22 protein-coding genes are annotated in these 26576 nt (G+C 50.0%); 3 read left to right on the top strand and 19 right to left on the bottom strand.

What is annotated here, in order from left to right:
* Window positions 1-203: 203 nt before the first annotated feature.
* The 9 genes from ACMP1L_RS01580 to ACMP1L_RS01540 form a co-directional block, all read right to left on the bottom strand.
* Window positions 204-947 carry an amino acid ABC transporter ATP-binding protein gene (locus tag ACMP1L_RS01580; RefSeq protein ID WP_177303766.1) on the bottom strand — a complete coding sequence of 248 codons (744 nt, stop codon included), beginning with the start codon at window positions 945-947 and terminating at the stop codon, window positions 204-206.
* Window positions 948-949: 2 nt separating this feature from the next.
* The gene (locus ACMP1L_RS01575; RefSeq protein WP_118733839.1) at window positions 950-1741 is read right to left on the bottom strand and encodes an amino acid ABC transporter permease; all 792 of its coding nucleotides are present in this window, start codon (window positions 1739-1741) and stop codon (window positions 950-952) included.
* Between the two features lie 75 nt (window positions 1742-1816).
* Entirely contained in the window at window positions 1817-2740 is a 924-nt protein-coding gene (locus ACMP1L_RS01570) for a transporter substrate-binding domain-containing protein (protein ID WP_418451819.1), read from the bottom strand.
* Between the two features lie 177 nt (window positions 2741-2917).
* The gene (locus tag ACMP1L_RS01565; protein WP_418451818.1) at window positions 2918-4948 is read right to left on the bottom strand and encodes a L,D-transpeptidase family protein; all 2031 of its coding nucleotides are present in this window, start codon (window positions 4946-4948) and stop codon (window positions 2918-2920) included.
* Window positions 4949-5027: 79 nt separating this feature from the next.
* Window positions 5028-6431, bottom strand: coding sequence for a L,D-transpeptidase family protein (locus ACMP1L_RS01560; protein ID WP_418451817.1), 1404 nt, complete (start codon window positions 6429-6431; stop codon window positions 5028-5030).
* Between the two features lie 171 nt (window positions 6432-6602).
* On the bottom strand, window positions 6603-7460 hold the full coding sequence (locus tag ACMP1L_RS01555; RefSeq protein WP_118733836.1) for an SseB family protein: 858 nt from the start codon (window positions 7458-7460) through the stop codon (window positions 6603-6605).
* A gap of 214 nt (window positions 7461-7674) precedes the next feature.
* Window positions 7675-9177 carry a 4-alpha-glucanotransferase gene (malQ, locus tag ACMP1L_RS01550; RefSeq protein WP_177303761.1) on the bottom strand — a complete coding sequence of 501 codons (1503 nt, stop codon included), beginning with the start codon at window positions 9175-9177 and terminating at the stop codon, window positions 7675-7677.
* Between the two features lie 15 nt (window positions 9178-9192).
* Window positions 9193-10041, bottom strand: a complete 849-nt coding sequence (locus ACMP1L_RS01545; RefSeq protein WP_418451816.1) for an endonuclease/exonuclease/phosphatase family protein — start codon at window positions 10039-10041, stop codon at window positions 9193-9195.
* 58 nt (window positions 10042-10099) lie between these two features.
* Window positions 10100-12277 carry a PTS transporter subunit IIBC gene (locus tag ACMP1L_RS01540; protein ID WP_177303759.1) on the bottom strand — a complete coding sequence of 726 codons (2178 nt, stop codon included), beginning with the start codon at window positions 12275-12277 and terminating at the stop codon, window positions 10100-10102.
* 344 nt (window positions 12278-12621) lie between these two features.
* Here ACMP1L_RS01540 and ACMP1L_RS01535 point away from each other — a divergent pair, with 344 nt between their 5' ends.
* Together ACMP1L_RS01535 and ACMP1L_RS01530 are read left to right on the top strand one after the other, a co-directional pair.
* The gene (locus ACMP1L_RS01535) at window positions 12622-13653 is read left to right on the top strand and encodes a LacI family DNA-binding transcriptional regulator (protein ID WP_418451815.1); all 1032 of its coding nucleotides are present in this window, start codon (window positions 12622-12624) and stop codon (window positions 13651-13653) included.
* A gap of 18 nt (window positions 13654-13671) precedes the next feature.
* Window positions 13672-14724, top strand: coding sequence for an acyltransferase family protein (locus tag ACMP1L_RS01530; protein ID WP_118733831.1), 1053 nt, complete (start codon window positions 13672-13674; stop codon window positions 14722-14724).
* A 39-nt stretch (window positions 14725-14763) separates the two neighbouring features.
* Here ACMP1L_RS01530 and ACMP1L_RS01525 read toward each other — a convergent pair whose 3' ends face one another.
* From ACMP1L_RS01525 to ACMP1L_RS01515, 3 genes are all read right to left on the bottom strand, one after another.
* A complete protein-coding gene (locus ACMP1L_RS01525) occupies window positions 14764-15876 on the bottom strand; it encodes a hypothetical protein (RefSeq protein ID WP_418451814.1) in 1113 nt (370 codons plus the stop codon).
* Between the two features lie 146 nt (window positions 15877-16022).
* The gene (locus ACMP1L_RS01520) at window positions 16023-17024 is read right to left on the bottom strand and encodes a U32 family peptidase (RefSeq protein WP_418451813.1); all 1002 of its coding nucleotides are present in this window, start codon (window positions 17022-17024) and stop codon (window positions 16023-16025) included.
* 2 nt (window positions 17025-17026) lie between these two features.
* Window positions 17027-18502 carry a hypothetical protein gene (locus ACMP1L_RS01515; RefSeq protein ID WP_418451812.1) on the bottom strand — a complete coding sequence of 492 codons (1476 nt, stop codon included), beginning with the start codon at window positions 18500-18502 and terminating at the stop codon, window positions 17027-17029.
* A gap of 192 nt (window positions 18503-18694) precedes the next feature.
* Between ACMP1L_RS01515 and ACMP1L_RS01510 the strand changes: the two genes are divergently transcribed.
* Window positions 18695-19021, top strand: coding sequence for a VOC family protein (locus tag ACMP1L_RS01510; RefSeq protein WP_418451811.1), 327 nt, complete (start codon window positions 18695-18697; stop codon window positions 19019-19021).
* 515 nt (window positions 19022-19536) lie between these two features.
* Here the strand turns inward: ACMP1L_RS01510 and ACMP1L_RS01505 are convergent.
* The 7 genes from ACMP1L_RS01505 to rsxC form a co-directional block, all read right to left on the bottom strand.
* Window positions 19537-20910 carry an NCS2 family permease gene (locus ACMP1L_RS01505; protein WP_418451810.1) on the bottom strand — a complete coding sequence of 458 codons (1374 nt, stop codon included), beginning with the start codon at window positions 20908-20910 and terminating at the stop codon, window positions 19537-19539.
* 199 nt (window positions 20911-21109) lie between these two features.
* Window positions 21110-21895, bottom strand: a complete 786-nt coding sequence (locus ACMP1L_RS01500) for an RnfABCDGE type electron transport complex subunit B (RefSeq protein ID WP_118533970.1) — start codon at window positions 21893-21895, stop codon at window positions 21110-21112.
* 16 nt (window positions 21896-21911) lie between these two features.
* Entirely contained in the window at window positions 21912-22487 is a 576-nt protein-coding gene (gene rsxA, locus ACMP1L_RS01495; RefSeq protein WP_118533969.1) for an electron transport complex subunit RsxA, read from the bottom strand.
* Window positions 22488-22501: 14 nt separating this feature from the next.
* On the bottom strand, window positions 22502-23317 hold the full coding sequence (gene rsxE, locus ACMP1L_RS01490; protein WP_118732813.1) for an electron transport complex subunit RsxE: 816 nt from the start codon (window positions 23315-23317) through the stop codon (window positions 22502-22504).
* 13 nt (window positions 23318-23330) lie between these two features.
* Window positions 23331-23942 carry an RnfABCDGE type electron transport complex subunit G gene (locus ACMP1L_RS01485; RefSeq protein WP_118533967.1) on the bottom strand — a complete coding sequence of 204 codons (612 nt, stop codon included), beginning with the start codon at window positions 23940-23942 and terminating at the stop codon, window positions 23331-23333.
* On the bottom strand, window positions 23939-24886 hold the full coding sequence (locus tag ACMP1L_RS01480; protein WP_118732814.1) for an RnfABCDGE type electron transport complex subunit D: 948 nt from the start codon (window positions 24884-24886) through the stop codon (window positions 23939-23941). Before ACMP1L_RS01480 ends, ACMP1L_RS01485 begins: the two co-directional genes overlap by 4 nt.
* Window positions 24887-24889: 3 nt before the next feature.
* Complete coding sequence (rsxC, locus tag ACMP1L_RS01475; RefSeq protein ID WP_177304173.1) at window positions 24890-26227, bottom strand: electron transport complex subunit RsxC; 1338 nt, start codon at window positions 26225-26227, stop codon at window positions 24890-24892.
* Between the last annotated feature and the right edge of the window lie 349 nt (window positions 26228-26576).

Genomic DNA, 26576 nt, shown 5'->3' with positions numbered 1-26576 from the left:
AAATGTTGCAGCAAAAGAAAATTTATTTTAAAAAAACAGCAGAGTTGTGAGGAACAACGGCAGATAAGAAAACGCAGCCAGAACGCTACGATTAGATAAAAACCGGATTACAGGCTTTCGTCAGTAACGTTCTGACTGCGTTATTTATTATCCTGGCATAGCCAGTACAGCAGGAAGTGAATAAGACCGCCTTCCGGACCTTTTTAGCCCTGAATAAATCTGCTTAAGAACTCTTTGGTCTTTGCCTTCTGCGGATTGCCAAAGATATCTGCCGGTGTTCCCTCCTCCTCAATGACTCCGTCTGCCATGAATACCACATGGTTGGAGACATCGCGGGCAAAGGCCATCTCATGAGTCACGATAATCATGGTGATGCCTTCCTTTGCCAGGGTGCGCATAACAGCCAGTACCTCGCCAACCATCTGCGGATCCAACGCAGAGGTCGGCTCATCGAACAGCAGCACCTCCGGCTCCATAGCCAGGGCGCGGGCGATGGCCACACGCTGCTTCTGTCCGCCGGAGATCTGCTTCGGCTTTGCGTTAATGTACGGTGCCATGCCTACCTTTTCCAGATATTTCATGGCATTTTTCTTTGCTTCCTCCTTGGAACGCTTTAACACCTTGGTCTGGCCGATCATGCAGTTTTCCAGAACGGTCAGGTTATTAAACAGGTTGAAGCTCTGGAACACCATGCCCACCTTAGAGCGGTATGCTGGGACATTCACACCCTTATCAGTGATGTCCTTCTCATGATAAAGAATTTCTCCGGTGGTCGGAGTCTCCAGCATGTTGACGCAGCGCAGCAGGGTAGACTTGCCGGAGCCTGACGCACCGATGATACAGGTTACATCGCCTGTGTCTACTGTAAAGTCAATATCACGCAGAACCACATGCTTGCCGAAGGATTTGCTTAAATGACGAATTTCCAGTACATGATTCTCTGCCATCGTTACTCTTCCTCCTTCTTTTTCTCTTCATAACGGTACATGCCGCTGGTATGTGCCAGGGTGTCCGTGGTTGCCAGATCATAGTTGTCAGAACCGTCCATGCGGTTCTCCAGCCACCGCAGGATACGGGAGCAGGTAAAGGTCATGATGAAATACACGATCATAGTGATGGTGTAGGTCTCAAAGTTCATGTACAGGGCGCCTGCTGCGGATTTTGTCTTGTAAAGCAGCTCTGCCACACCGATCACGGAAAGCACGCAGCTGTCCTTGATGTTGATGATCAGGTTGTTGCCGATCTGCGGCATGATGTTTCTGAGTGCCTGCGGCAGAATAACGTAAAGCATGGTCTGTACATGGGTCATGCCGATGGCCTTTGCGCCCTCAGTCTGACCCAGATCAATAGAAAGGATACCGCCGCGGACTGTCTCAGCCATATAGGCACCGGTATTGATGGACAGAATGAAGTAGGCTGCCTGCCACATGCTTAAGTTTAAGCCTAAAAGCGGAAGCATACCATAGTAAATGAACATGGCCTGCGCCATCATCGGGGTACCGCGGAAAAATTCCACGTAGGCATTCATAATGAGCTTGATCACCCACAAAACACCTTTTTTGATCGGGTTGTCTTTTGCCTCAACCGGAATCGTCTGCACGATACCCACTGCAAAACCAATGATACAGCCCACAATGGTACCAACCAGTGCAATTCGGAGACTGACTCCGGCACCCTGCAGCATAGACATTCCGTATCTCTGGAATACGACCATCACACGGCCGAAAAAGTCTGTTGGCATAATACTTTCTCCTCTAAATCTGAAAACTGTAGTTTAAGCAGGCGCGCCTGACGGTGCGCCCACATAGAACCTTGATTAGTTAGCCAGCGGCTGAACGGAAATTGCCTCGTCCATCATGGCTGAGAAATCATCTTTGGTCATCTTGGTGAGGACGCTGTCGATGGCTTCTTTTAACTCTGTGTTGCCCTTCTTCATGGAAATACCGATGTTGATATCCTCATCGCTGACCTGGAAGTCCTTATCACCACCGCCAAACTCAAGCATTTTGAAATCCGGATAAGCAACCAGTGCACCCTTACCGGTCGGCTGGTCGGTTACGACCAGATCACACTTGCCCGCATTTAAGGACATGAGCATATCCGGTGCGCTTGCGGTTGCAGCCAGAATATTTGCATCCGGGATCTGCGGCAGGCAGTTCTGATACCAGATGGTGCTCTGCTGGGAGGTACAGGTTGCACCTGCCAGATCTGCAACGCTGGTTGCATCTGCATAGTTGCTGTCTTTTTTTACCAGAGTAACGATGGTTGCGTAGTAGTACGGCTCAGAGAAGTCTACAGCCTGAAGACGCTCCTGTGTGATGGACTGGCCTGCAATGACACAGTCAGCCTGACCGGACTGAAGTGCCGGAATCAGGGAATCCCAGTCAAGACGGACGATCTGCAGATCATAACCTAACGCCTCACAGATTTTCTTTGCCATCATAACATCATAGCCGTAAGCGTATTCGTTGCTGTCTGCGATCGGAACCGCACCGTTGGAATCATCCGGCTGGGTCCAGTTGTACGGTGCATATGCACACTCCATAGCTACCTTCAGAACCTTCTTCTCGCCGTCTTTTGCAGCCTCGGCTGCTCCTGCTGCGGTGGTCTCTGCCGCATCTGCCGCAGTGGTGTCTGCTGCTGAGGTAGTCTCAGTCTTGCTTCCGCCGCATGCGGTCATGGATGCTGCCATCAGGGCTGCCATAGCGGCTGCCATCAGTTTCTTTGCATTCTTTTTCATAATGTTTCCTCCTCATTCCGCAAAAAAGTAAAGAAGCCCCTTGTTTGAAGGCTCCTTTGCTTTCTTTTTCACGTATATTCTTGGTTTTTAAGCTTGTTTTATCATACAACCCGTCTGTGTCTTTGTCAATTGCTTTATTTTGTTAAGGACTAATCTTATCCACTCGTGATGCTATTTTTATGAAGCTCCCGGGCCCGGCATCTGGGAGCTTCCGGGTGCGCTGCTCACGCCGGGGCCGGATGGACTTCCCTGTGTATTGCCGGGACCACCCGGAGTACTCTGGGTCCCACCGGATCCGGAACCCGGACCGCCGGAAGATGCACTGCCGGAAGAAGACGGTGGAGTTGAGCTGTTCTGTCCCGGATATGCCTGGGCGGAACCATTGCCGGAGGATGCCGCTGTAGCCGGCTGGGACGCTGCCGTGGTCGGCTGAGCTGCTGTAGTTGGCTGAGCTGCTGCCGTAGTGGACTGTGCCGCTGTATGTGGCTGAGTTGCCGCAGATGGCTTGGAAGTGCTGCCCGGATGACTGGACGCAGTCTCATGCGTGCTTCCCTGTCCGCTCTCCGTATTCGTCTGTGCCTGCTGAGTCGGCTGTGGCTTCGTCTCAGCTGCTGACGCGCCGCCATTCTGGGCTGTGGTGCTGGTTGTACCGCTTTCAGAGCCCTGCAGATGATAGCAGAGCACCGGCATACCGGCAGAAATATTCTCATAAACCGTTTTTGCCACTGCCGGCGGCAGATTGATGCAGCCATGAGAACCATTGGTTTTGTAAATTTTTCCGCCAAAGCTGGAACGCCAGTAGGCATCATGCATACCAATGCCGCCGTTAAATGGCATCCAGTAAGAAACCGGTGTCGCGTAGTTTTGCCCCTTTAAGGTAGCGTTGCGCTGCTTATAGGTCAGCGGATATGCTCCTGCAGGAGTACTCCATCCCCGGGACTCATTGCCGGACACAAAATCTGACTCTACCACAAGCTTTCCTTCCTTATAAAAAAACAAATGCTGGGCTGTCAGATTGATCTCCACATAGGTATTTCCGTAATCATTTCCATCATGCACAGCTGCTGTCTGGCTGTAGACCGGCTCCCGCTCCTGGCTCTCACAGGAAAGAAGGAGTTGTTTTAATGCTTCAGTTTCTTCCTTCTGGTTGATTTTCCATCCGTATACACTCTTGCTGATGGTAACCGTCTGCTGCCCGTAGGATGTCTTCAGGCTTTTGGGCTTGTAGGCCGTATTGTAGGTCTGGCCCAGCCAGGACACATACTCGCCAATTTTCGATTCATCCAGCGAAACACCGCCCTGTCCGTCACTCACAAGCCAGGTGTGGATCTTCTCACCGTCCAGCACCTCATTCCGGCTTCCAAAGCGATAGGTGACTGTGGTGTGCACATATTTATTCCAGGCCGCAAGCTCTGTGTTCAGCGCTTCACTTTCTGCTGTAATCTGCGGTTTCTCATAAACCTGCGCATCCTCCAGGGAAAGATTCTCCTGGAAATTTAAAATTGCATTCTTTACTGCATCGGAAAGCAGCTGCGGATCCGGACTTGCCCCCTGCTCCTCCGGGACGATCTCATATCCTGTACCGGAAATGTAGTTGGATATGTAGGCGTTCTGTGGTGCCACGTCCCGCTCCGGGGTCAGACACTTCAGCCCGGAAACCACTGCCGAAAGCTTTGTATCATCAAAAACCGCCATGGTATCAATGGTATAATCCACATAACGGCCGATATGAAAGCCCCATGCAAGCGGACTCTGATTCTCCAGGATTTTCTCCAGTGTTCCATCAAATTCCGGATGCAGATCAATGTCGCTGCCCCGGATGGCTTCGTTTTCCCCGCCCCGCTCCTGAAGTATCATCGTATAACCGCTGGTCTCATCCGTGATCTGCTTTTTGACCTCGTCCGGGGTCAGGCCGGATACATCCAGACCGTTTATGGTAGTATTGGGGAAGTATACCCGCTTGTATTTCTGTCCCATTCCCACATAAACAGCGCCAGCAGCCACAACCGCCGTCAGGACTGTTCCCCCGACTGCTACGGCAATTTTTCTGCCGGCGTTCTTTTCTTCCTGTTTTTCCGGAGTTTCCTTTTCCGGATTCAAAAGATCCAGATGTTCCCTCTGCTGTTCCTTCTGTTTTTCTCTCTCCTTCTTTCTGCTCCACTTTCCGCGGCTGCGGCCATAGCCTTCCCGCTGATTTCCTGTTTCCATATCCTTCCTTTTCCTTTTATCTATCATATCACTTGGTGCCATCCGGCCGTTTCATCTGCCGGATGGCCGCTGTTTCTGCTTAGTTATAGCAGATTACCGGAATTCCTGTGTACACCAGGTCATAAAGAGCTGCTGCCTTGGCCGGCGGCAGATTGACACAGCCATGGCTTCCGCTGGTCTGATAAATTGCTCCGCCAAACTTACTGCGCCAGTTTGCATCGTGAAAACCGATTCCGCAATTGAACGGCATCCAGTACGATACCGGCGTTTCATATTCATACTTGCCGTCTGCCTTCTTCTGCCCGCGCAGGATGCGGTCACGCTGCTTGTAGGTAAGGCTGTAAAGTCCCGGCGGCGTTGTGTAATTCTTGGAAACATTTCCGGTCACACAAGGCGCATCCCAGACTACGGCGCCATCCTTTATCATATAGACATGCTGCGCGGTAAGATCTGTCTCCACATAGGTACTGCCCCATTCTGCCGCACTGCGGTCCACTGCCCTGGAAGCATAGACAGGTTCCCGGCTCTGGGACTGGGCGGCGCGGATTACATCTGCAAGGGCCTGCGCCTCTCCTGCCTGGTCAATCTTCCAGCCAAACGGGCCTGTCACGCTGACATCCCGTCCAGTAGCGGTGTGAAAGGTACGTGCAGTTCCGGCCGTATCGTACTTCGATGCCAGAGTCTGTACATAGGCATTCACCTGATCCATATTCAGCTGGATCTGCCCTTCTGCGCTTCCTGTGATCCAGGAGCAGATGGTTGCAGGATCCAGTACCTCGCTCTGCTCGCCAAAGGTGTATGTAACCGTCATCTCGCGGCACCGGTTCATGGTATCGCAAAGATTTTTTAAGGTTTCATCATCTTTTGTCACAGACGGCGTGTAATAACAGCCGGCTGCTTCGAGATCCACCTCAGTCTCTCCTCTTGCTGCCGCATCCCGGATAACCTGCGCGGTCTTTTCCCGGTCTACGTTATTTCCCCGCACTTCCGGAACAATGGTAAAGGGCTGGCCTTCCTGATAACCGGAGACATAGGCATCTGCCGTTGTGACAATACTGCTTCCGCCAATCGCATTCAGACTTCCGATCTTTGCATCCAGCGCCGCGCTGTCAAAACTGCCAGTCATGTCCGCGCGGTGCTTATTGTCCGCATCCGGTCCGGAAATCCGTCCGGATGCATTCTGCTGATCCAGGATCTGCTGCAGGCAGCCCTCCGGCAGACCCACGGAATACCCGATCTCCGGTCCGGAGATCACTTCTGTTTTTCCTCCCTTTTCCTTTATGGTAAGCTTATAATCGCTGGCGTAAAAATCTGCAATATGCTGAGTGGCCTGCTCTACCGTCATATTGCTGATGCCAAGCCCGTTTACCGACGTTCCGGCCACAAAGGTTGTTTCATCTGCATAGGCTGTGCAGGACAGGGCAAGCGTAAAGCCTGCGGCAAGCACCATACGTTTCACATTCCGTCTCCAGCTTTTTTTCATAATTTCATCCTCCTGACACACGTTCTGCGTATCTTCCATTGCGCCAGCCTCATTCAGGCCGGCAAAATCCGTTTTCACAGCAATCGTAACTCCCATTATAGAGACAGTCAGAAAAACCGTCAAGCGTATGCGCCTGACGGTTTTCTTACGTTTTTAGTAAAAAAGCAAACCTTATGCTTCTTCGCTGTTTTTCTTTTCTGCTGCCTGCCGCTGAAGAGCTGCGGATGCTGCGGCTGCAATAGCCTGGTCTGCGGCTGCCTGTGCTCTTGCTGCCGGATCCTGCGGAGCCGGAGCCGGACGGTTTACCGCAAGCGGAAGGTTCACACCCATAATGTTGAGCACCACGCCCTTTGCCTCTCTGTCCAGTACCTTCGGCAGCTGTGCCGCATCTACAATGACCGGCTTAAATGCCTTATTACGGTTGAACCGGCTGAATTCCACTGCATCAGTGAATACCAGCTGATATTTGTCTCCGGTATTCAGCTTAACCAGCGGAGTTCCCTTGCCATCCTGCTGAAGCGCAAAGATAAATCTGCTCTTCATAAAATCAGCTGCCATCTCCTCCTGGAGCTGCGCCATGCGCTTCTCATCCTGAACCTCTTTCGGTCTGCGCACTTCCTGCGCAAAATACAGGGCTGTCAGATGAAGCTGCGGATTTTCGATCCACTGCTTACCTTCTTCCAGCTGCGGATCTTCTCTGCGCTTTGCGAATTCATCAATCTGGATCAGATCAACCTTATCCTCATAATGGATTTCCAGTGCATTGACTCCCATAGTATAAAGGTTGGTAAAGAACAACAGCATATGGCCGGAAAGAATCTTTGCTGCTCCAACCGGAATCTTCTCTTCCTTCAGTGCCTCTGCCTTAGCCTTGGCAGCCTCTTCCTCCATATATACAAACACTTTATCATCGTAGGTTTCTTTATCACATTCTACATACGGTTCCTTTGTAAATCCAGATATCAGCACATATACTGCACCCTCTGCATCTTTCATCTGCGCCAGCAGTCTGTCTTTTCCTTCACTCATGATATGCTCCTGTCTGCGGTTTCACATGGTCGTTTCTGCGATCCGCCTGTCTTTTCCCGTGAACCACTTTCCTGCTGCTTCACGGTCTGCACCTAATTATACAGGCTTTTCCCCTCTTTTTCAACCAATGTTTTCCGTTAGGAATATGTCAGCTTCGCTGACCAGAATCACGCGCCAAGTCTCACGGACGTTCGACTTGAATCGGCACACGGAATCAGGACCAGTTCATCCGGCCATAGCGCAGGGTCATGCTGCGGATTTCCTGCTTTAAGCCTTCTGTCAGGTCAGACTCTGCCAGACGCCATTTCCAGTTGGTTCCCACCGTGGAGGGCTTGTTGATCCGGCTCCGGTTGTCCAGCCCCATATAATCCTGCATCGGGATCACACAGAGAGCTGACCGGCTCCGGAGGATCAGGCCGATCAGGGATTTTCCAAGCTTCGACTGCGGAGTATACTGGTCGCAGAGATAATCCCGTACCATCTTCTGTTCTTCCGGAGTAATACTCTTCCACCAGCCGGCCAGGGTCTCATTGTCATGAGTTCCCGTGTAGGCTACGGAATTTTCTGTATAGTTGTGCGGCAGATAGTCGTTGGCACAGCCGGAATCCCTGGAATCAAACGCAAATTCCAGCACCTTCATGCCCGGAAAACCGCTTTCCTGCACCAGACGGCGCACCGAATCCGTCACATACCCAAGATCCTCGGCAATGACCTGCTTCCAGCCAAGAGCCTGCTCCACTTTCCGGAACAAATCAATGCCCGGTCCCTTTTCCCAGTGTCCGTTCACGGCAGAATTTTCACCGTAAGGAATGGAATAATACTCGTCAAAGCCGCGGAAATGATCGATGCGCACGACATCGTAAAGCCGGAAACAATGGGCCAGTCTTGAGATCCACCACTGATATCCGGTCTCGCGGTGATAGTCCCAGCGGTACAGCGGATTTCCCCAGAGCTGTCCGTCTGCGGAGAAACCATCCGGCGGACAGCCGGCTACCGCAAGGGGCACATTGTCTCTATCTAACTGAAACAGCTCCGGATGCGCCCAGGCATCCGCGCTGTCCATGGATACATAGATCGGAATATCTCCGATCAGCTGGATACCCCGCTCATTGGCATAGGTTTTCAGCTGGTTCCACTGGCGGTAAAACTGGTACTGCAGGTACTGCTGGAATTCAATATCGAAGTACAGCTCCCTGCGGTAATAATCCATGGCATTGCCCCAGCGCAGTCGGATATCCTCCGCCCACCTGGTCCACGCTGCCCCGTCAAAACGGTCCTTGACTGCCATGAAAAGAGCATAATCCGAAAGCCACCAGTTATTTTCGGCAACAAAGTTCCGGTAATCCTGATTTTCGTGGATACAGCTGCGCTCATAGGCTTTCCGAAGCAGCGGATAACGGCCAAGATAAAGCTTTTCATAGTCGATATCCCGTTCTTTCCTGCCAAAATCTACCGCATCGCATTCTTCTTCGGTCAGAACACCTTCCTCGATCAGTGCTTCCAGACTGATAAAGTAGGGATTGCCCGCAAACGTTGAGAAAGACTGATACGGAGAATCTCCGTAGCTGGTTGGTCCCAGCGGAAGGATCTGCCAGTAGCTCTGTCCGGCCTCCTTCAGCCAGTCCACAAATTCATAAGCACTTTTCGAAAAACATCCGATGCCGTATTTGGACGGCAGACTGCTGAGCGGCAGTAAAATTCCTGCTGATCTGTTCATATGTTCAATACTCCCTTATTGTTTTATCATAACACCAAAATGATCGGATACCACCGGATACAGCGTTCCGTTGCAGATCACTCTGCTGGAACGGATCCGGACCGGATTCCGGCTGAAAATATAATCCAGACGGCAGCTCTCCCCCTCTGTCATCTTATCTCTCCAGCCATCGATCACATGATCCACGGTCGCGCCGTCATCCTTCTTTTCTGCCAGTAAATAGCTGTCCAGCCATCCGGTCTTTCTGATGCAGTCATATCCCTCACCGGACACCGCGGACGGGCTATTAAAATCTCCCAGAAGCCAGACATTTTTCCCGCGTTCCAGCCTGCCCTTTTCCAGCAGGCAGCGGTTTAGCTGTTCCCACTGTCCTGTGAACGGATCTTCTACATCATCCCACCATCCCATATGAACGGTGTAAAACCAGATATCCGGATCTGCCTCCGTAGAGATGCCAAGCGTCTTTCTGGTCTTCCAGTAATGATAGTCAGAGGAACGGCTGATCTGAAGCTGGTCCGTATCCGCGATGGGCGATAAGCTGAAGACAGCCATGCCTTCATCGTAACGGTCATAGCCCAGCTTTGCCGAGATCCAGGTCCAGGAATAGGAAAGCCCGGAATCCTTTAAAAGCTCTGCAAGCCTTCCCGCATGATTTCCTCTCCGCACAGGAAGCAAAAAGCCACGACAGCGCACAAATCCCGGCAGCTCCTCATCCGGCCAGATTTCCTCACAAGCCAGCTGATTTACCTCCTGCAGGGCCAGAATATCCGGTTTTTCTTTCCGGACCATCTCTGCAAATGCATGCAGTTTTTCCTCGTAATGTTCCTCAATGAGACTATGTGTATTCAATGTGATCAGTTTCATGTTCTGTCCCCTTTTTTCTGCCGCACAGGATTTCCATGGATCGTCTGCAGCTGTTTTATTACAGGATATCGTTGATATCGGATTTCAGTACATCAGCCTTCGGTCCGTAAACAGCCTGGATTCCCTGATCTTTTTTGATCAGTCCCAGCGCCCCTTCTGACTTCCACTCCGGAAGCTCTGCCACTTTGGAAATATCTTTAACCGTAACGCGAAGGCGTGTCATGCAGGCATCTACCAGCACAATATTCTCTCTTCCCCCAAGCAACGCGATGATGCGTTCTGCCTGGCTGTTTCCATTCCTGCCTGCTGCACTGTGGTCTGTCGTCTGTGCTCCATCCTCCGGCGCTGTCTCATCAGTATAATTGCCAAGGCGTCCCGGAGTTGCAAAACGGAATTTTCCGATCATGGCATACGCAACCACATAGCCGATTATGAAAAATACCACCACGCAGATCACAAAGTTAATGAGATCGCCACCCAGACCTGCTTTTAAAGACATCGGAATACGGGTGATGAATTCCAGGTTTCCAAAGGAATGGAGACGCAGGTGGATCACACCGGCCATGGCAAAGGCACAGCCCTGCAGTACGGCGTAAACCACGTAGAGCGGCAGTGCGCAGAACATAAACATAAACTCCAGCGGTTCCGTTACACCGGTCAGGAACACGGCCAGAACAGTAGAAACAAACATGGAACGGTAATTCTGACGCTTGTCGGCATCAACACGACGGTACATGGCCAGAGCGATACCAAGCAGCAGTCCTGTAGCTCCGATCATCTGGCCTACCTTGAACCGGGCCGGTGTTACCGTGGTAAGAAGCTGCGTGTAGGCATCCATATCGCCCGCATTCTTAAAGTTGATCAGGTCTGTTGCCCATGCCAGCCACAGCGGATCCTGGCCAAATACCTGGCTTCCTGCGTTCACACCGGTAGCAATGGTGTAGGTGCCGCCAAAGGAGGTATAGTTCATCGGAATGGTCAGCATATGATGCAGACCAAATGGCAGCAGCAGACGCTCCAGCGTTCCGTAGATGAATGGTGCCAGGATCGGAGATGTGGAGGAAGAATTCGCGATCCACACACCAAAGGCATTGATTCCGGACTGTACAACCGGCCATACCAGCGCCAGGATCAGGGAAATGATCACAGACCAGGCAATGCAGACCATCGGCACAAACCGTTTACCGTTAAAGAATGCCAGGGCATCCGGCAGCTTTCGGAAATTATAATAACGGTTATAGATCACACCTCCGGCAAAACCGGAAATGATTCCCACAAACACACCCATATTCAGAGCCGGAGCGCCAAGCACAGAGGTAAAATATCCATTTACCAGGATTTCCTGACCAAACAATGTGTGGGTCACGGCCTCCGGATCACTGAGCATGGCTGAGGTCACCCCGAAAATGGAACCGGTGATCTGGTTGATCAGGATAAAGGTGATGATTGCCGCGAACGCGCCGCCTGCCCGTTCCTTGGCCCAGGAACCGCCAATTGCTACCGCAAACAGAATATGAAGATTATTGATCACGGCCCAGCCGATATTCTCCATCGTACTGCCAACCGTCATCAGCACAGACATATCTGCTCCCGCCATCTGAACCAGCTTTCCAAGGCTGATCATAAGACCTGCTGCCGGCATGACCGCAATGACCGTCATCAGCACCTTGCCAAGCTTCTGAAGAAAATCAAAGTTAAAATTCAGATGCGGCTTTTTGTCCGGTTTCCCATCAGCGCCCACCGCTGCTTTTTCTGTGTTGTCTGCGGTCGCCTCTGTGACCTCTGACAGCTCCATCAGTACCGTTTTACCGGCCTGAACCGGACCTGCTGCAGCGTTTAACTGCTGCCCCTGAAAACCGCCGCATACCAGAACCGGTGTGATCGGATTGATCTCGCGTTCCTTTAAATAAGCCAGATCCACCTCAGCCAGAAGGTCCCCGGCCTTGACCTTGTCACCTGGCTTTACAAAAACCTGAAAGCATTCCCCATTTAAATGTACCGTCTCCAGACCCACATGGATCAAAAGCTCCAGGCCTTCTGCCGTACGCAGGCCATACGCATGCTTTGTGTCCGCCACGGAAACGATCTCGCCGTCCACCGGACTGAGCAGTTTTCCCTCGGACGGGATCACTGCCATGCCATCCCCAACAATTTTCTGGGAAAATACCGGATCCGGAACCTCGCCAAGTCCCACAGCCTCTCCTGTCATCGGAGAAAGAATCTTGCTGCACTTCATAAAAATATCCCCCTCATGTTTTTTTCTGACCGGTCCTGCGCTCTGTGCTGTCCTGTTTGCAAGATTGTTTGCGCAACTAATGCAACCGTTTGCATTAACTATAATTGTTTTGCACAATGATTGCAATCTATTTTTTGTTTTTGGCGTGCTTTCTCCACTTTTCACAACTTTTCAGCGCCGTTTTTGTGCGTATTGTCCATGCATCCTAAAGCAAAATTCTATGCAATTTTTGCATGAATTCGCGCACTGACATTGACTTTTTTTCCGCAATCCCGTAAAATTAAGAAAAAACAGACGAACCATCCGGTTCCATATTTTATAAAAGTAGAAAGGAAGCTGGAATCATGTCCGTGACAATCAAGGATGTAGCCGCACTGGCTGGTGTATCTGCCTCTACGGTTTCCCGCACCTGTAAAAACAGTCCTTCCATCAGCGAAGAAACAAAACGCAAAGTAAGAAATGCCATGAAGGAGCTGGGCTATGAACCAAATTTCCAGGCCAGCAATCTGGCCTCCCGAAACACACGCACCATCGGCATTATCCTTCCGGTATCTGCCCGTGAGGTCTATGAAAACTCCTTTTATCTGGAAGCGATCCGCGGCATCAGCCAGGTCTGCAACCATCAGCATTATATCAGCACCATCGTAACCGGTCAGGATGAGGATGAAGTGTTGGATGCTGTCCGGTCCATGTCCCGCATCGGGCAGGCAGACGGCTTTATCCTGCTCTATTCCAGGCAGAATGATCCCGTGATCGAATATCTGCACCGTGAAAAACTCCCCTATGTTCTGATCGGGAAAGCCTGTCAGTACGCCAACCAGACCATTTACATTGATAATGATAATCTGCTGGCAGGAGATGAGGCGACCGAATACCTGTATCAGCTCGGACACCGGAAAATCGCCTACCTTGGCGTAGATAACAGTCTCGTTTTTTCGGCCGACCGCCGAAACGGCTACCAGCTGGCACTGACCCGCCATGGCATTGTGCCAAAACCGGAATACTGCGTAGAGCTCCCCTCCATTACTGCCGGGGAAGACACACCGGTACATGCGCTGCTCCGGTCTGCCAGCCGGCCGACTGCCATTGTTGTCAGCGATGATATCCTTGCACTGACCCTGGAACGCATCTGCACGGAAACCGGACTTTCGATCCCGGCTGATCTTTCCATTCTTTCTTTTAATAATTCACTGTTTGCGCGTCTCACCTCCCCCCAGCTGACTTCCATCGACATCAACTCCTGCCAGCTTGGCATGGAAGCCGCCGCACAGATGATCAGCCATATTGAAAATCCGGGGCTTCCTGCCACCAAGATCCTGGTACCACATCAGCTGATCGAACGGGACAGCTGCGCGCGTCCTGCATCACATGAGTAAACATAAGGGGATTTACCAATGAGTATGAATCGAAGAAGTGACATTGATATTGCCAAGGGCTTCGCCCTGTTTCTGGTGGTGCTGGGCCACGTTGTGACCATGCACCACACCATATTCCGGTGGATTTACGCATTCCACATGCCAGCCTTTTTCTTTCTCTCCGGCATGACCTTCCGTCCGGAAAAATATCCATCCTGTCTGGATTACATAAAAAAGAGAGGGCGGACACTCATCCTTCCCTATTTTGCGATCACCCTGACTGCGTTGGCTGTCTGCACCATCCGGCCCTATTATCATCAGGCTATCAGCGAATACGGATGGAAGCACATTCTGAAATGGATTTTCTATTATGGGCAGCCCCAACAGATCTACACCGGCCAGCTGTGGTTTTTGCCGGCACTGTTTTTCGCTGGTCTTTATACACTGGTCTGGCTGCGTATTTTTGATCAGAAACATATCGTCACCCGCTGTTATGCCCTGACTGCCCTGATGCTGGCCGGAACCTGCATCCGCCTTGCAGATCCTCTGATCCCGGTCATGGAACGGCTTCCATGGAAACTGGATTCTGCCCTTTGTGCAGCTGTATTTCTGATTGCCGGATACTATACAAACCGGACAAAACTTCTGGAAAAGATGATGCCATACACCGGATTTCTGATCCCGTTTTTCGTGGTCTTAAGCTTCTTTTTCGGCCCGAAGCTCAGCGAATATGTAAACTTATGCGACTGTCGTTACACCGCACCGCCTTACTATTTTGGTGCTGCCTTTTCCGGTATTTTCGCGCTGCTTCTTACTGCAAAGCTGGCTTCACTTCCGGCTATATCAAACAGTGCATTTTCCCGTTTCTGGCAGTTTTGCGGCCGCCGCTCCATGCTTCTTTTTTCCATTCAAAGCTTTGCCCTGTACTTCTTTGTAGAGCTCATTCTTCGCACCACCGGCGTGGAATTAAAACCAATGGAATGGATGCCGACCCGGCTTTCCACCTTCGCCCTGACTGCAGCCACATTCGGTCTGATCTGCCTGATCGGCTGGCCCTGGGACTGCTATAAGCGCAAAAGGGCAGGCACCTGATTTTTCCAGGTACCTGCCCTTGTTTTTCTGTCACATACTCTATACCGTAATACTTTTCAGTGATTTTTTCAGCTGTGTGATTTCTTTTTCCAAAGCAGCTTTTTTCTTTTGATCTGCCTCAAATTCTGCCATCTCTCCGGTCTGGGTCTCCTCACCTGCAAAGCTCAGAAAGCCCTGGGTAAATACCGACGGATATTTGAATTTCTTATCCGCTTTTTCAAAATGCACCAGCAGGGTTCCGTTATCATTTGACTGGACTACACCGACACCATAAGTCTTATGGCGTACCTGCTTTCCCACAACATCCGGCAGACTGACCGGCTTGTCCTGCAATTCTTTCAGGCGCTTCTCCTTTAATGCGATCTCCTGGGCCAGCTTCTCCTGAGCAGCCTTGGCTTCTGCTGTCTTTGTACGCTCCCGGGATGGGATCTTACGGATATCCATACCTGCATAATAACGATACAGGCTTGCGCAGTCCATGATATCGTAAACCAGAATATGAAGCTGATCCTCGTAACCATCCAGCTCTTCTTCAAACAGCCCACTGTAAAGACCGGTCAGCTCCTCATTCTCACGAATCGCGTCGAGAAGCTCATCACACATCTGGTAATAGCTGGCCAGCGAGAAATTCTTGCTGCTGAAATCACCGTCATACTCAGCACAGGCAGCCCAGCCTGCAGCGGAAACTGCGTCAAATATATAGTTTTCCTCCGGCTTCCACAGATTCAGGTAATAGATCACATGATCCCGGGTCTGTAAATATTTTTTCGTTCCGCGCTCGTAGTAACGAACCCGTTCATTGATCTTGTCTGCAAAGAACTCTGCACGGTCCTGGCGTTTCTGAAGATCACTGCCGTCATCACTGAATAAAAAACGGAAGCACTCACGCACATATTCAACCTCAGCTTCCCGGGCAAGAAGCATCCGAAGTCCTGCTACCGGCTGCATGGCAGCATCATCCAGAAGATTGCCGGCCTCCCGCATGGCTTTTTCAAACATACCGGCAAAGTCTGCCGCATCCAGATTCCAAAACCGCTTAAAGCAGCCCACAGCACGCCATTTGTAGACCTGATCACTGTCATCTGCCTGCTCAAGTCCGGCCAGACGTCCCATGTACTGTTCTAATACTGTTTCAAAATTCTTCCTGTTCATATTCCTCACCTGTTCATTAGATTTGCAGTTTGATTTCCAGTTTCTGCATATTATTCTTATTGGATTCTCATTATATAGCAGAGATTATTCTCATTCAAGACTTGACATCGCTTTCACAATGTGCCTAACGCCAAAGAGATAGAATTTTATCTGTGAGCCATGCTCTCCCGGTAATAACAGTTTCCGCTGCATCCTTTTGAAAACAGGGTCTGCTTCATTATTTTCTGATACATTTCTTCTGAATCACACTGCTCCAGAATTTTCAGGGCTTTTCGCAGATTTCTGATATCGCGCTCCATGAAATCCGTATAATTTCCACGGCCAACTAATTTTAAATGGGTAATCCCTGCCCTCTGAAGCTGATACAGGGCGCATAGGCCGCAGCCGGTGGCGCCGCAGAGATAGCCCTCCTCATCGTAGGGCAGCCGCTCCGGAATCTCTTCGGTAAACCGTTTCTGTTTTCCAGGGCAATCCGCCTCCTGTCCCAGACGATAGGGCACCCGACACAGATATCCAAGCTCATCACAATGAAGGGAATTGCAGAATGCACCGCTGAAATGACAGAGCTCATTCATCACAAAGGCTTCATATTCGGTTATCACCCTCTCGCGTTTTCCCGCCTTATCTCCTGGATTCTTTCCATGCTTTACCACACTTTCCATATCAGAAAAACTATTCTTCCGGTGAAAGATCAGGCGCTGAACCGGATACTTTCGAAAGACAGAAAGCATTCGGCTGTTCACCTCACCGATTTCACCGCTCAGGTGAATCTCACAGATTATTTTCTGCTCATTCAGATACTCCATCAATGCCGGATCTGCCAGAATAAAGCTGGTAAATCCCAGGCTCATGCATCTGCGGATGATATCTGCGATTTCCGGGTACTGCTCCGGAATATAATACAATGCATTGAAGGTCAGATGCACAGGTTTGTCATATTTTCGGATCATTCCTGCCAGGATTTCCAGCTCAGAAAGGGAGCCAAGCTGTACATTGCTGCAAAAAACCTCCCGTCGATTCAAAGGCAGGACTGTCCCATATTTTTTATTCCATTCATAAGGCACATACCCTGCAAAAAATTCATCTGCACCTGCTTTGCAAAAACGGATATATTCATCCACAGAGCCAAGACCCGCTACAATTTTCATTCTTACATCCAACATGGTAGCACCAGCCTTTTTACTTGATTTTCCCTGCAAAATTCCTTTGTCTTTTCTGCATCATATGGTGCGATCCCGGTGCGCATGAGAATCTCAGGATCCTTTCCAAACAAAGAATTATAACGCCCCACCATATCCAGATGGCGCGGATACAGATAGGTCTGCCATTCACATCTCCGGTCGCAGCCGGTCACAAGCTGCTGCCTGCCCCGGTCCCCGAACACACTCCCCGCATACAACGTGCAGTATTGCGAGGTATTCATCTGGTAAAACGGCAGATGCAGATGATGTTCCACACTCCGGCCGGCAGCCGGTTCCGGGAATTTCTGCGCATAGCCGCAGCTTTCCCACTCAAAACACCGGATACCAAATTCCTGCTCCAGATACTCCAGGTAAAACTTCGCATTGAGATTGTTTTCCTGCAAAAGCTTTACATTGCCCTTTTTATATGCCATACGCGGATCTTTTTTCCGCTTGTTTAACAATCTTCCATAGCATGGGATCAGCTCCGGAAAATCACTTTTCAGCATGTCTGCCATTGCCCAGTCATTGACCTCAATTTCCAGTTTTCTGTTCTCTTTCCGGCACCACTGACTCAGTTTTTCCAACAGTTTCTCCGTCTGTACCAGCTGATATTCCCGCACATAAGAAAAGGTAAAAGTGACCTGCAGCAACTCCTTTTCTGCCTTTTCAAGCAACGCAAAAAGCTGTTCTGTTTCCGGAAAAAGCAGGTGGCAGAAGGCATTCCCAATATAAAACCGATTCACATTCCTGCCCTGAAGCCAGTCCCGAAAAACCGGATAACGTTCCTGATAGTCTTCCAGAAATTCTTCTCCACTCTTCTGTAAAAACAGTGTGTATGCCCGCGGATGATCCAGTTCCAGCGCCAGCTCCGGTTCTGTTCGATTTGCGTCTGACTGCAAAATTTCTGAATCTTTCCCGGCTTGCTTCACCCTCTCCTGTTTTATTTCTTCCCGCTCCATACATTCCGTTCCAAACCATTCCACCATCTGTTCCTGAAAAGAATCCGCAAACAGATCATCCTCTTTTGCCGGATACCCGGTCATCTGCTCTGCCAGATCACTGTCATCCTCCTCCAGCTTCAGACGGATATAACGGTCATACTGGCAAAACAGCGCACGCACCGCTTTCCGGTAGTCTTCCTGCTGTACTGCCACCGCATAGCTGGTGAAAAATTCTGTTTTCTGCTCTGTCCGCCAGGCAACAGGGATCACCGGAATTTCCCGATACCGGCTCTGCCTCAAATCATAAAAACAAAAACGGAATGACTTCTCCAAACCGCAAAACTTCTCCGCACTTCGAAAGCAAAAGCCCTCCTCTGCCAGCTTTGTGATACGGATTTCCTTTTTACCATAAAAACCAGTCAGCAGACCAAAAGGGATCATCTCCACCGCGCTGTCTGTCCACTCCCAATTTATTTCCCGTTCCACCATCTTTTCTCCCAAACAGAATTCTCGTTCCCGTGACGTTGTCACTCGATTGCCTCGTCGTTTGCCATAACCGTACAAGCACGCTTCTGGCTCTCTTGTACTCGTTATATTATAACAAAGTCTAAATAGGAATCATATGGGAATTTATATTTGCCTTTTTCCATGAAATACGCTATTGTTAAAGAAAAAAACAGGAGATTCTGAATTATGGCAAAAATCGATCATGCGGCGATCCGCACCACTTCTTATGAGGACACCCAGAAATTTTTTGAAGATGTATTTGAGATGCATATGTGGAGAGAAATCGGCGAGAAACCGGCCCGCAAATGCTGGTATAAGGAAGGAATCCAGCTCTGCGAGGTGGAAACCGTCAAGCCAGACGGTCAGAATGGCTACGACCACATTTCCATCGCCGTAGACTCTGTAGAGGAAACTATGGAAAAGATTAAGGCATATCCAACCACAACAATCAATGACCACTGGTTTTCCCTTCCGAATGGGACTAAAATTGAGTTAAAGCTTCTGGAGAACTGAAAACTGAACGACTAAAACCTGCAACATTATATAATTTTCAAAACAACTTAAAACCACAAGAGTGATGGCAAAAAACAACATCATTCAGCATATTGCAATATTGAGACATAACCACATAAGGTCCGAAGTTTCAGTCAGACCATACAGAACCTTCTGCTGTATTGGTTATTCTACGATAATAAACGCAGCCAGAACGTTGCTGACGAAAGCCTGTAATCTGGCTTTTATACGATAGTAGCGTTCTGGCTGCGTTTTTTTATGGCAGAGTTAATATAGCCTGTAGCTATTATTTTTTGTAGCGAAGCCAATACAGCAGGAAGTGAATGAGATCGCTTTCCGGGATTTTCAGCATATCAGGTGTTTGCATCTTGAGCACACACGTCCGAATGTGGCGGATGTTAATCCGACACAGGCGAACGCGTGTTAGCGAGAGCAAGCAAACAACGATATGTGAAAATAGAGGAAGGCGGTCTCTTTCACTTCCGGACCTTTATTTAGCTTTGTAACTCAAATTTTTACAGCAGAATATACTTGAGTACAAACAGCACCGCCAGCACATACATCAGCGGCGTAATATGCTTTTCTTTTGCCTTTTCGGTTACCAGGTTAATCACGACATAGGAGATGATTCCCATTGCGATTCCCTCAGAGATGCTGTACATAAACGGCATTGCGATCACTGCCACATAAGCCGGGATTGCCTCGGTATAATCCTCGAAGTTTACCTTAAGGATAGAGGTCAGCATCAAAAATCCTACCACGATCAGGGCCGGTGCCGTTGCAAAGGACGGGATAGCCAGGAAGATTGGGGACAGGAACAGGGACAGAGCGAACAGAATTGCTGCTACCACTGCGGTTAAACCGGTTCTTCCGCCCTCTGCCACGCCAGACGCACTCTCAACGAAAGTAGTAGTGGTGGAAGTACCAAGAACAGCGCCGACTGCGGTACCAACAGAGTCGGAAAGCAGCGCACCGCGGATACGCGGCAGATGCCCCTGCGCATCCAGCATGTTGGCCTTGGATGCCACGCCGATGAGGGTTCCCAGGGTATCAAACATATCTACGAACAGGAACGCGAACATGACTACCAGGAAATCCAGGGAAGCCACACGGCTGAAGTCCATCTTCATGAAGGTCGGTGCCAGGCTCGGAATGGAAATTCCGTTGGAGAAATCCGGAAGCAGGCTGTAGAATCCGGCCTCAGGATTGATCTGGTACAGTCCGGTCAGCTGGCATACAATACCAAGTGCCCAGGTGATCAGGATGCCCCAGAGAATGTTGCCCTTTACGCCTTTTACTAAAAGTACGCCGGTGATCAGAACACCGATGAGTGCCAGCAGCACGGTGATGCCTTCGCTGGAGAACATACCGTTTGCAACGGATGCCTTGAAGGAGTACATTCCAACCAGAGTCGCGCTGTCCACTACAATGTGGGCATTCTGCAGACCAATGAACGCGATAAACAGGCCGATACCTGCGGATACCGCATACTTTAAGTTCATCGGAATAGAGTTGAAGATCTGCTCACGCACGTTGGTCAGGGACAGAGCCAGGAAGATGATACCTTCCACAAATACGGCTGCCAGTGCCATCTCCCAGGTGTATCCCATGGAAAGAACAACCGTATAGGCAAAATAGGCATTCAGTCCCATGCCGGGTGCCAGTACGAACGGATAGTTGGAAAGTGCTGCCATAAGCAGAGTTGCGATCGCAGACGCAAGGGCGGTTGCCGTGAACACCGCGCCACTGTCCATGCCGGACGCGCTTAGGATGCTCGGGTTAACGGCCAGGATATAGGCCATGGTCATAAATGTGGTTATACCGGCCATTACTTCCGTCCTGACATCTGTGTGGTTCTCCTTGAGATGAAATAGCTTCTCCAAATTCATAAAATCCCTCCTTTTAATAAAAAGTTTTGCAACTTTAAAACGATAATTATATTCTATCACTTATTCTTATTATTTGCTATTCATTTTCGCAAAATTCTGATAAGCCATCAAACTTTTTCTAATAAAAAAAAGCTGTTTTCACTGCATACTATGCAATGAAAACAGCTTCCATGAATTCATGTTACCTATTCGCCGCAGCTTACTGGATTACCTTTGCCGGGCACTTTGCTGCGCACTTGCCGCAGTTGGTGCACTTCTCGTAATCGATGACTGCCACATTATTCTCCATATGAATAGCATCGAACTCACACTGCTTGGTGCACAGGGTACATCCGATACAGCCAGCGGTGCAGACTTTCTTGACAGCCGGTCCCTTGTCGTGGGAAGAGCACTGTACAAGATGCTCTGCCTTGTAAGGAACAAGCTCGATCAAGCCCTTCGGGCAGGTAGCTACGCACTTGCCGCAGGCTACGCACTTCTCTTTGTCAACGACTGCAACACCGTCTACTACATGGATTGCGTCAAACTGACATGCCTTCACGCAGGAGCCATAGCCCATACAGCCGTAAGCACAAGCCTTCTCGCCGGAACCCGGTGCTACGGTTACCATGGAACAATCGGTAATTCCATAGTAATTGTACTTTACGTTTGTCTTGTCGCAGGTACCTTTACATTTTACGAAAGCTACCTTCTTTTCGGAGCTGCCGCTCTCAACACCCATGATCGCAGCGATCTTGTCTGCTACCGGAGCGCCGCCGACCGGACATCCGTTAACCGGAGCGGTGCCTGCAGCGATTGCTGCAGCCAAACCGTCACATCCCGGGAAGCCACAACCGCCACAGTTGTTGCCCGGAAGTTCTGCACGCACCAGAATTTCTTTTTCGTCAACCTCAACCTTAAACTTCTCACTGGCAATTCCCAGCAGCACACCGATAATGATACCGATGGCGCCGATGACAACTGCCGCTAAAAGCAAACCTGTCATATTCTGTTACCTCCCATTAAATCAGTCCGGAGAAGCCCATGAAGGCAATCGCCATCAGACCAGAGGTAATCAGTACGATCGGAGAACCCTGGAAATTATATGGGATATCATTGTCTTCAATACTCTCACGAATGCTTGCCAGCAGTACGATTGCGACGGTAAAACCAACCGCAGTACCAAGTCCGTTTGCTACACTGAAAATGAAGTTATAACCCTTCTGTACGTTGGTCAGGGCAGAACCCAGAACTGCACAGTTGGTCGTAATCAGCGGAAGGAATACACCCAGCGCAGAATACAGGCTCGGCATGCTCTTCTTTAAGAACATCTCAACGAACTGTACCAGTGCTGCAATTACCAGAATGAAGGCAATCGTCTGTAAATACTCCAGGTGCAGCGGAACCAGCACCAGAGCGTATACAAGGTTCGTAGCAATACTTGCCAGCGTAATTACGAAGATAACGGCTGCACCCATACCAATGGAGGTGTCAACCTTCTTGGAAACACCAAGGAACGGACACAGGCCCTGGAACTGGCTCAGGATGATGTTGTTAACCAGAGCAGATCCGACAATAATTAAAATTAACTCTTTCATCTAACCTGTCCCTCCTATTCGTCTTTCTTTTCAGCCTCGGCTGCTGCCTTAGCTGCCTCTGCTGCCTGCTTCTTAGCCAGAGCTGCTGCAGCTGCCGCCTTCTTGGCCTCTTCTGCCTTCTTCAGCTCTTCTGCCTTTTTCTCTTCCAGGACAGAGTGGTTAGAGGAACATGCAGAACCGCTGCATGCTGCGCAGTTGCCGCCGCATGCCAGTGTGGACTGCGGTACGGAACCGTTGGTTGCACTCGGAGCTTTGAATTTGTTCTGCAGTGCGGTCAGGCAGGCCAGTACAAAGAATGCACCCGGTGCCAGGCCGATGATGGTTACGTGGAAGTCCTCCGGAATGATCTCCATGCCGAAGAAGGAACCACCGCCAATGAGCTCACGCACGATTGCGATGCAGGTTAAACCTACGGTGAAACCAAGGCCCATACCGATACCATCGAATGCGGACTCGATCGGGCCGTTCTTTGCTGCATATGCCTCTGCACGGCCCAGGATGATACAGTTAACAACGATCAGCGGGATGTAGATACCCAGTGCGCTGTACAGGCTCGGTACATATGCCTGTAAAAGCAGCTGAACGATGGTAACCAGGGATGCTACGATTACGATGTATGCCGGAATACGTACACGATCCGGAATAATCTTCCGCAGTGCGGAAATAATAAGGTTAGAGAAAACCAGAACCGCCGTGGTGGACAGTCCCATACCGATACCATTGATCGCGGTGGTGGTTACTGCCAGGGTCGGACACATACCAAGCATCAGGACGAAGGTCGGGTTTTCTTTAATAATACCGTTGTATAAACGTTCGATACATTTATTCATGACTTCCTACCTCCTACTGTGCCAGGCAGTTATCTACAAAATAAACTGCCGCATTCACCGCACCAGTGACTGCTTTTGAAGTGATGGTCGCACCACTGATTGCGTTGATCTGATCATCGGAAGATGCACCGTCTTTGGTAACGGAGAACACATCTGCCTTCTTGCCTGCAAACTGACCTTTCCACTCAGGCTTCTGAGCATTCATACCAAGACCAGCAGTCTCAGCCAGGGTCAGGAATTCGATACCATTTACAGTACCGTCAGACTGGATACCTACAGAAACGGTAACAGCACCGCCGTAACCGTCATTGGAAGTAGCGGTAACTACGTATCCTGCAACAGAACCGGAAGCATCGGTTGCCTCAACAGCCTCATCCACAGACACATTGCCATATCCGAGGGTTGCGATAGTCTCATTTGCTGCAGGAAGCTTGTCTGCAAGGTCTGCAGCCTCAAAACCAGCCGCATCTGGGAATACGGTACGGTAAGCAGCTTCTTTCGCTGCCTGGTTTGCTGCAGCGATCGGATCCTTCGTCATTTCATAAACGCCGCCCAGACATGCACCTGCCACAAGGGTAATGGCACACAGGATTACGGCATCCTTCATAAATCCACCTTTACTCATGCCTTTTTGCCCTCCTTTCCAAATGCCACCGGAAGGGTATAGCGCTCAATCAGCGGAACCATCAGGTTGCTAATGATGATTGCGTAGGAAACACCCTCTGCGGAACCACCGAACAGACGGAATGTTCCGGTCAGCACGCCAAGCAGAATACCAAATACGATCTGTCCCTTCGGGGTGATCGGGCTGGTTACATAGTCGGTTGCCATGAAGAATGCACCGAAGATCAGTCCGCCGCCGCAGATATGAGCCAGAACAAAGTTCAGATCCTGTCTGCCGAAGATGAATACGAATACTGCGACCGTTACGATGTAGGTTAACGGAATGCGCAGGGAAATGACTTTCTTAAATACCAGGTAAGCAGCGCCGATTAACAGGGCTACTACAGAAACCTCACCGATGGTTCCAGGGATCTTACCGATGAACATAGCCATAAGGTCTACGCCCAGATTGGACTCGCCGGCCTTCCATGCAGTCTTCATCACGTTCAGAGGAGTAGCGGTGGTTACGCCATCCAGAGTGAAGGAAGACATCTTGCCTGCGAAGGAGATCAGCAGGAAGCATCTTGCTGCCAGTGCCGGGTTCATGAAGTTCTGGCCAAGGCCGCCGTAGATCTGTTTTACGATCACGATTGCGAACACACCGCCCAGCATCGGGATCCATAACGGAATCTCAGACGGACAGTTTAATGCCAGGATCATACCGGTTACAACGGCACTGAAATCACTGATGGTCACGGTTCTCTTGGTTACTTTCTCAAATACGTACTCGCTGACTACACAGGCAAATACGGTAGCAATGATAACGAGCAGGGCATGCAGGCCGAACTGGAAGACACCGAAAGCGGTGGCCGGCAGCATGGCAATTGCCACGTCCATCATGATGCTGCGGGTTGTTTCCTCGCTCCGCACATGCGGGGATGAGGATACGTTAAATAATTTAGCCATGGTTTACTTTCCCCCCTGTGCTTTTTTTCTGCGGTTTGCTGCAACCGTTTTTCTCATTTCCTTGAAAGCCTGGGTCAGAGGACGTTTAGCCGGACATACGAAGGTACAGCTTCCGCACTCCATACACTCCATACCATTGAGTTTCTCAAAGGTATCGCAGTCGCCCTTTAATGCTGCTTTCATCATCATAACCGGAACAATGTGGCTCGGGCATGCGCTTACGCACTTACCGCAGCGGATACACGGAGTCTCCACGCTTGCTGCCACCTGGTCTTTGGTCATGCACAGGACGGAACCGTTGGTCTTGATGACCGGAACGTCTAAATCGAACATAGCAAAGCCCATCATAGGACCACCGGAAATAACCTTCTCCGGCTCGGACTTGAAGCCGCCTGCTGCCTCGATCAGTTCCTGGGTGTTGGTTCCGATCTTAATACGGAAGTTTCTCGGATCTGCGATCGCGTCACCGGTTACGGTGAATACACGCTCGATCAGAGGAGTGGTCTTGCATACTGCATCATAAATAGCGATCACAGTACCAATGTTGTCCACGATGCAGCCTGCGTCTGCTGGAAGCATGGAGGAATTTACAGATCTGCCGGTAACAGCGTAGATTAAGGAACGCTCACCACCCTGCGGATACTTGGTAAGCAGCTCACATACCTCGATACGCGGCTCATCTTTTACTAACTCTTTCAGCTTTTTGATTGCTTCCGGCTTGTTGTTCTCGATACCGATCACACCCTTAGCCTTGTCAAAGAGCTGCAGAACAACCTTCAGACCGCCGATGATCTTTTCCGGATCTTCCATCATGCAGCGATAGTCAGATGTCAGATACGGCTCACACTCTGCACCATTAATCAGAATGTATTCAATTGCATCTTCGTTCTTCGGAGAGAGCTTTACGTTGGTCGGGAAACCAGCGCCGCCCATACCTACGATACCAGCTGCTTTTACGATATCGCGGATCTCCTGTTTGGACAGAGTAGCCGGGTCACGGTCTGCACCCATGCCTTCTACTGCTTCATACTGTCCATCGTTTTCAACTACAACGGAATTTACCATGCCGCCGCTGGCAACACGTCTCGGCTCTACTGCTTTGACAGTACCGGATACGGAGCAGATTACGTTTGCAGAAATAAATCCGCCTGCTTCACCGATGATCTGACCAGCCAGGACTCTGTCGCCCTTCTTTACCAGCGGGTTCGCCGGTGCGCCGATTCCCTGTGACATCGGGAACACCAGATCTCCCTTCGGCATCAGGACCTGTACCGGCTTGTTCTCGGACAGTTCTTTGCCCTCGTAAGGGTGAACGCCGCCTTTAAATGTAGCCAATCCCATTTTCCTTTACCCTCTTTCTATACATTTTCAACTTGCTATCGACAAAATCTCTCGTTTTGCCATCACGGTCAGTATAGCATAATTCGCGATTCCAGACAATCAAAAATTACATATTGTATACAATGTAACTATCGGCTTTTCCTGAAAAACAGAGCAGATTCACAGTTTTTGACCAGAATTTTTGTTAATCCGTAAACAATGTTAGCAGAAGGAAACCGCCTCTTGTTTTTGTAAAAAAACATGTTGTATTCGACACATTTCCCGGATAGTTTGGAATCTGGTTTCTGCCGGAATTTCACTGGAATTTGTTCGTATTTTTCAGAATTTTGTTTTGTTAATTTTTAGTCGA

Source organism: Ventrimonas sp., assembly GCF_048380235.1.
Classification (GTDB): domain Bacteria; phylum Bacillota; class Clostridia; order Lachnospirales; family Lachnospiraceae; genus Brotaphodocola.
Note: the sequence above shows the minus strand (reverse complement) of the source record. Positions and strands in the feature narration are given on the sequence as shown.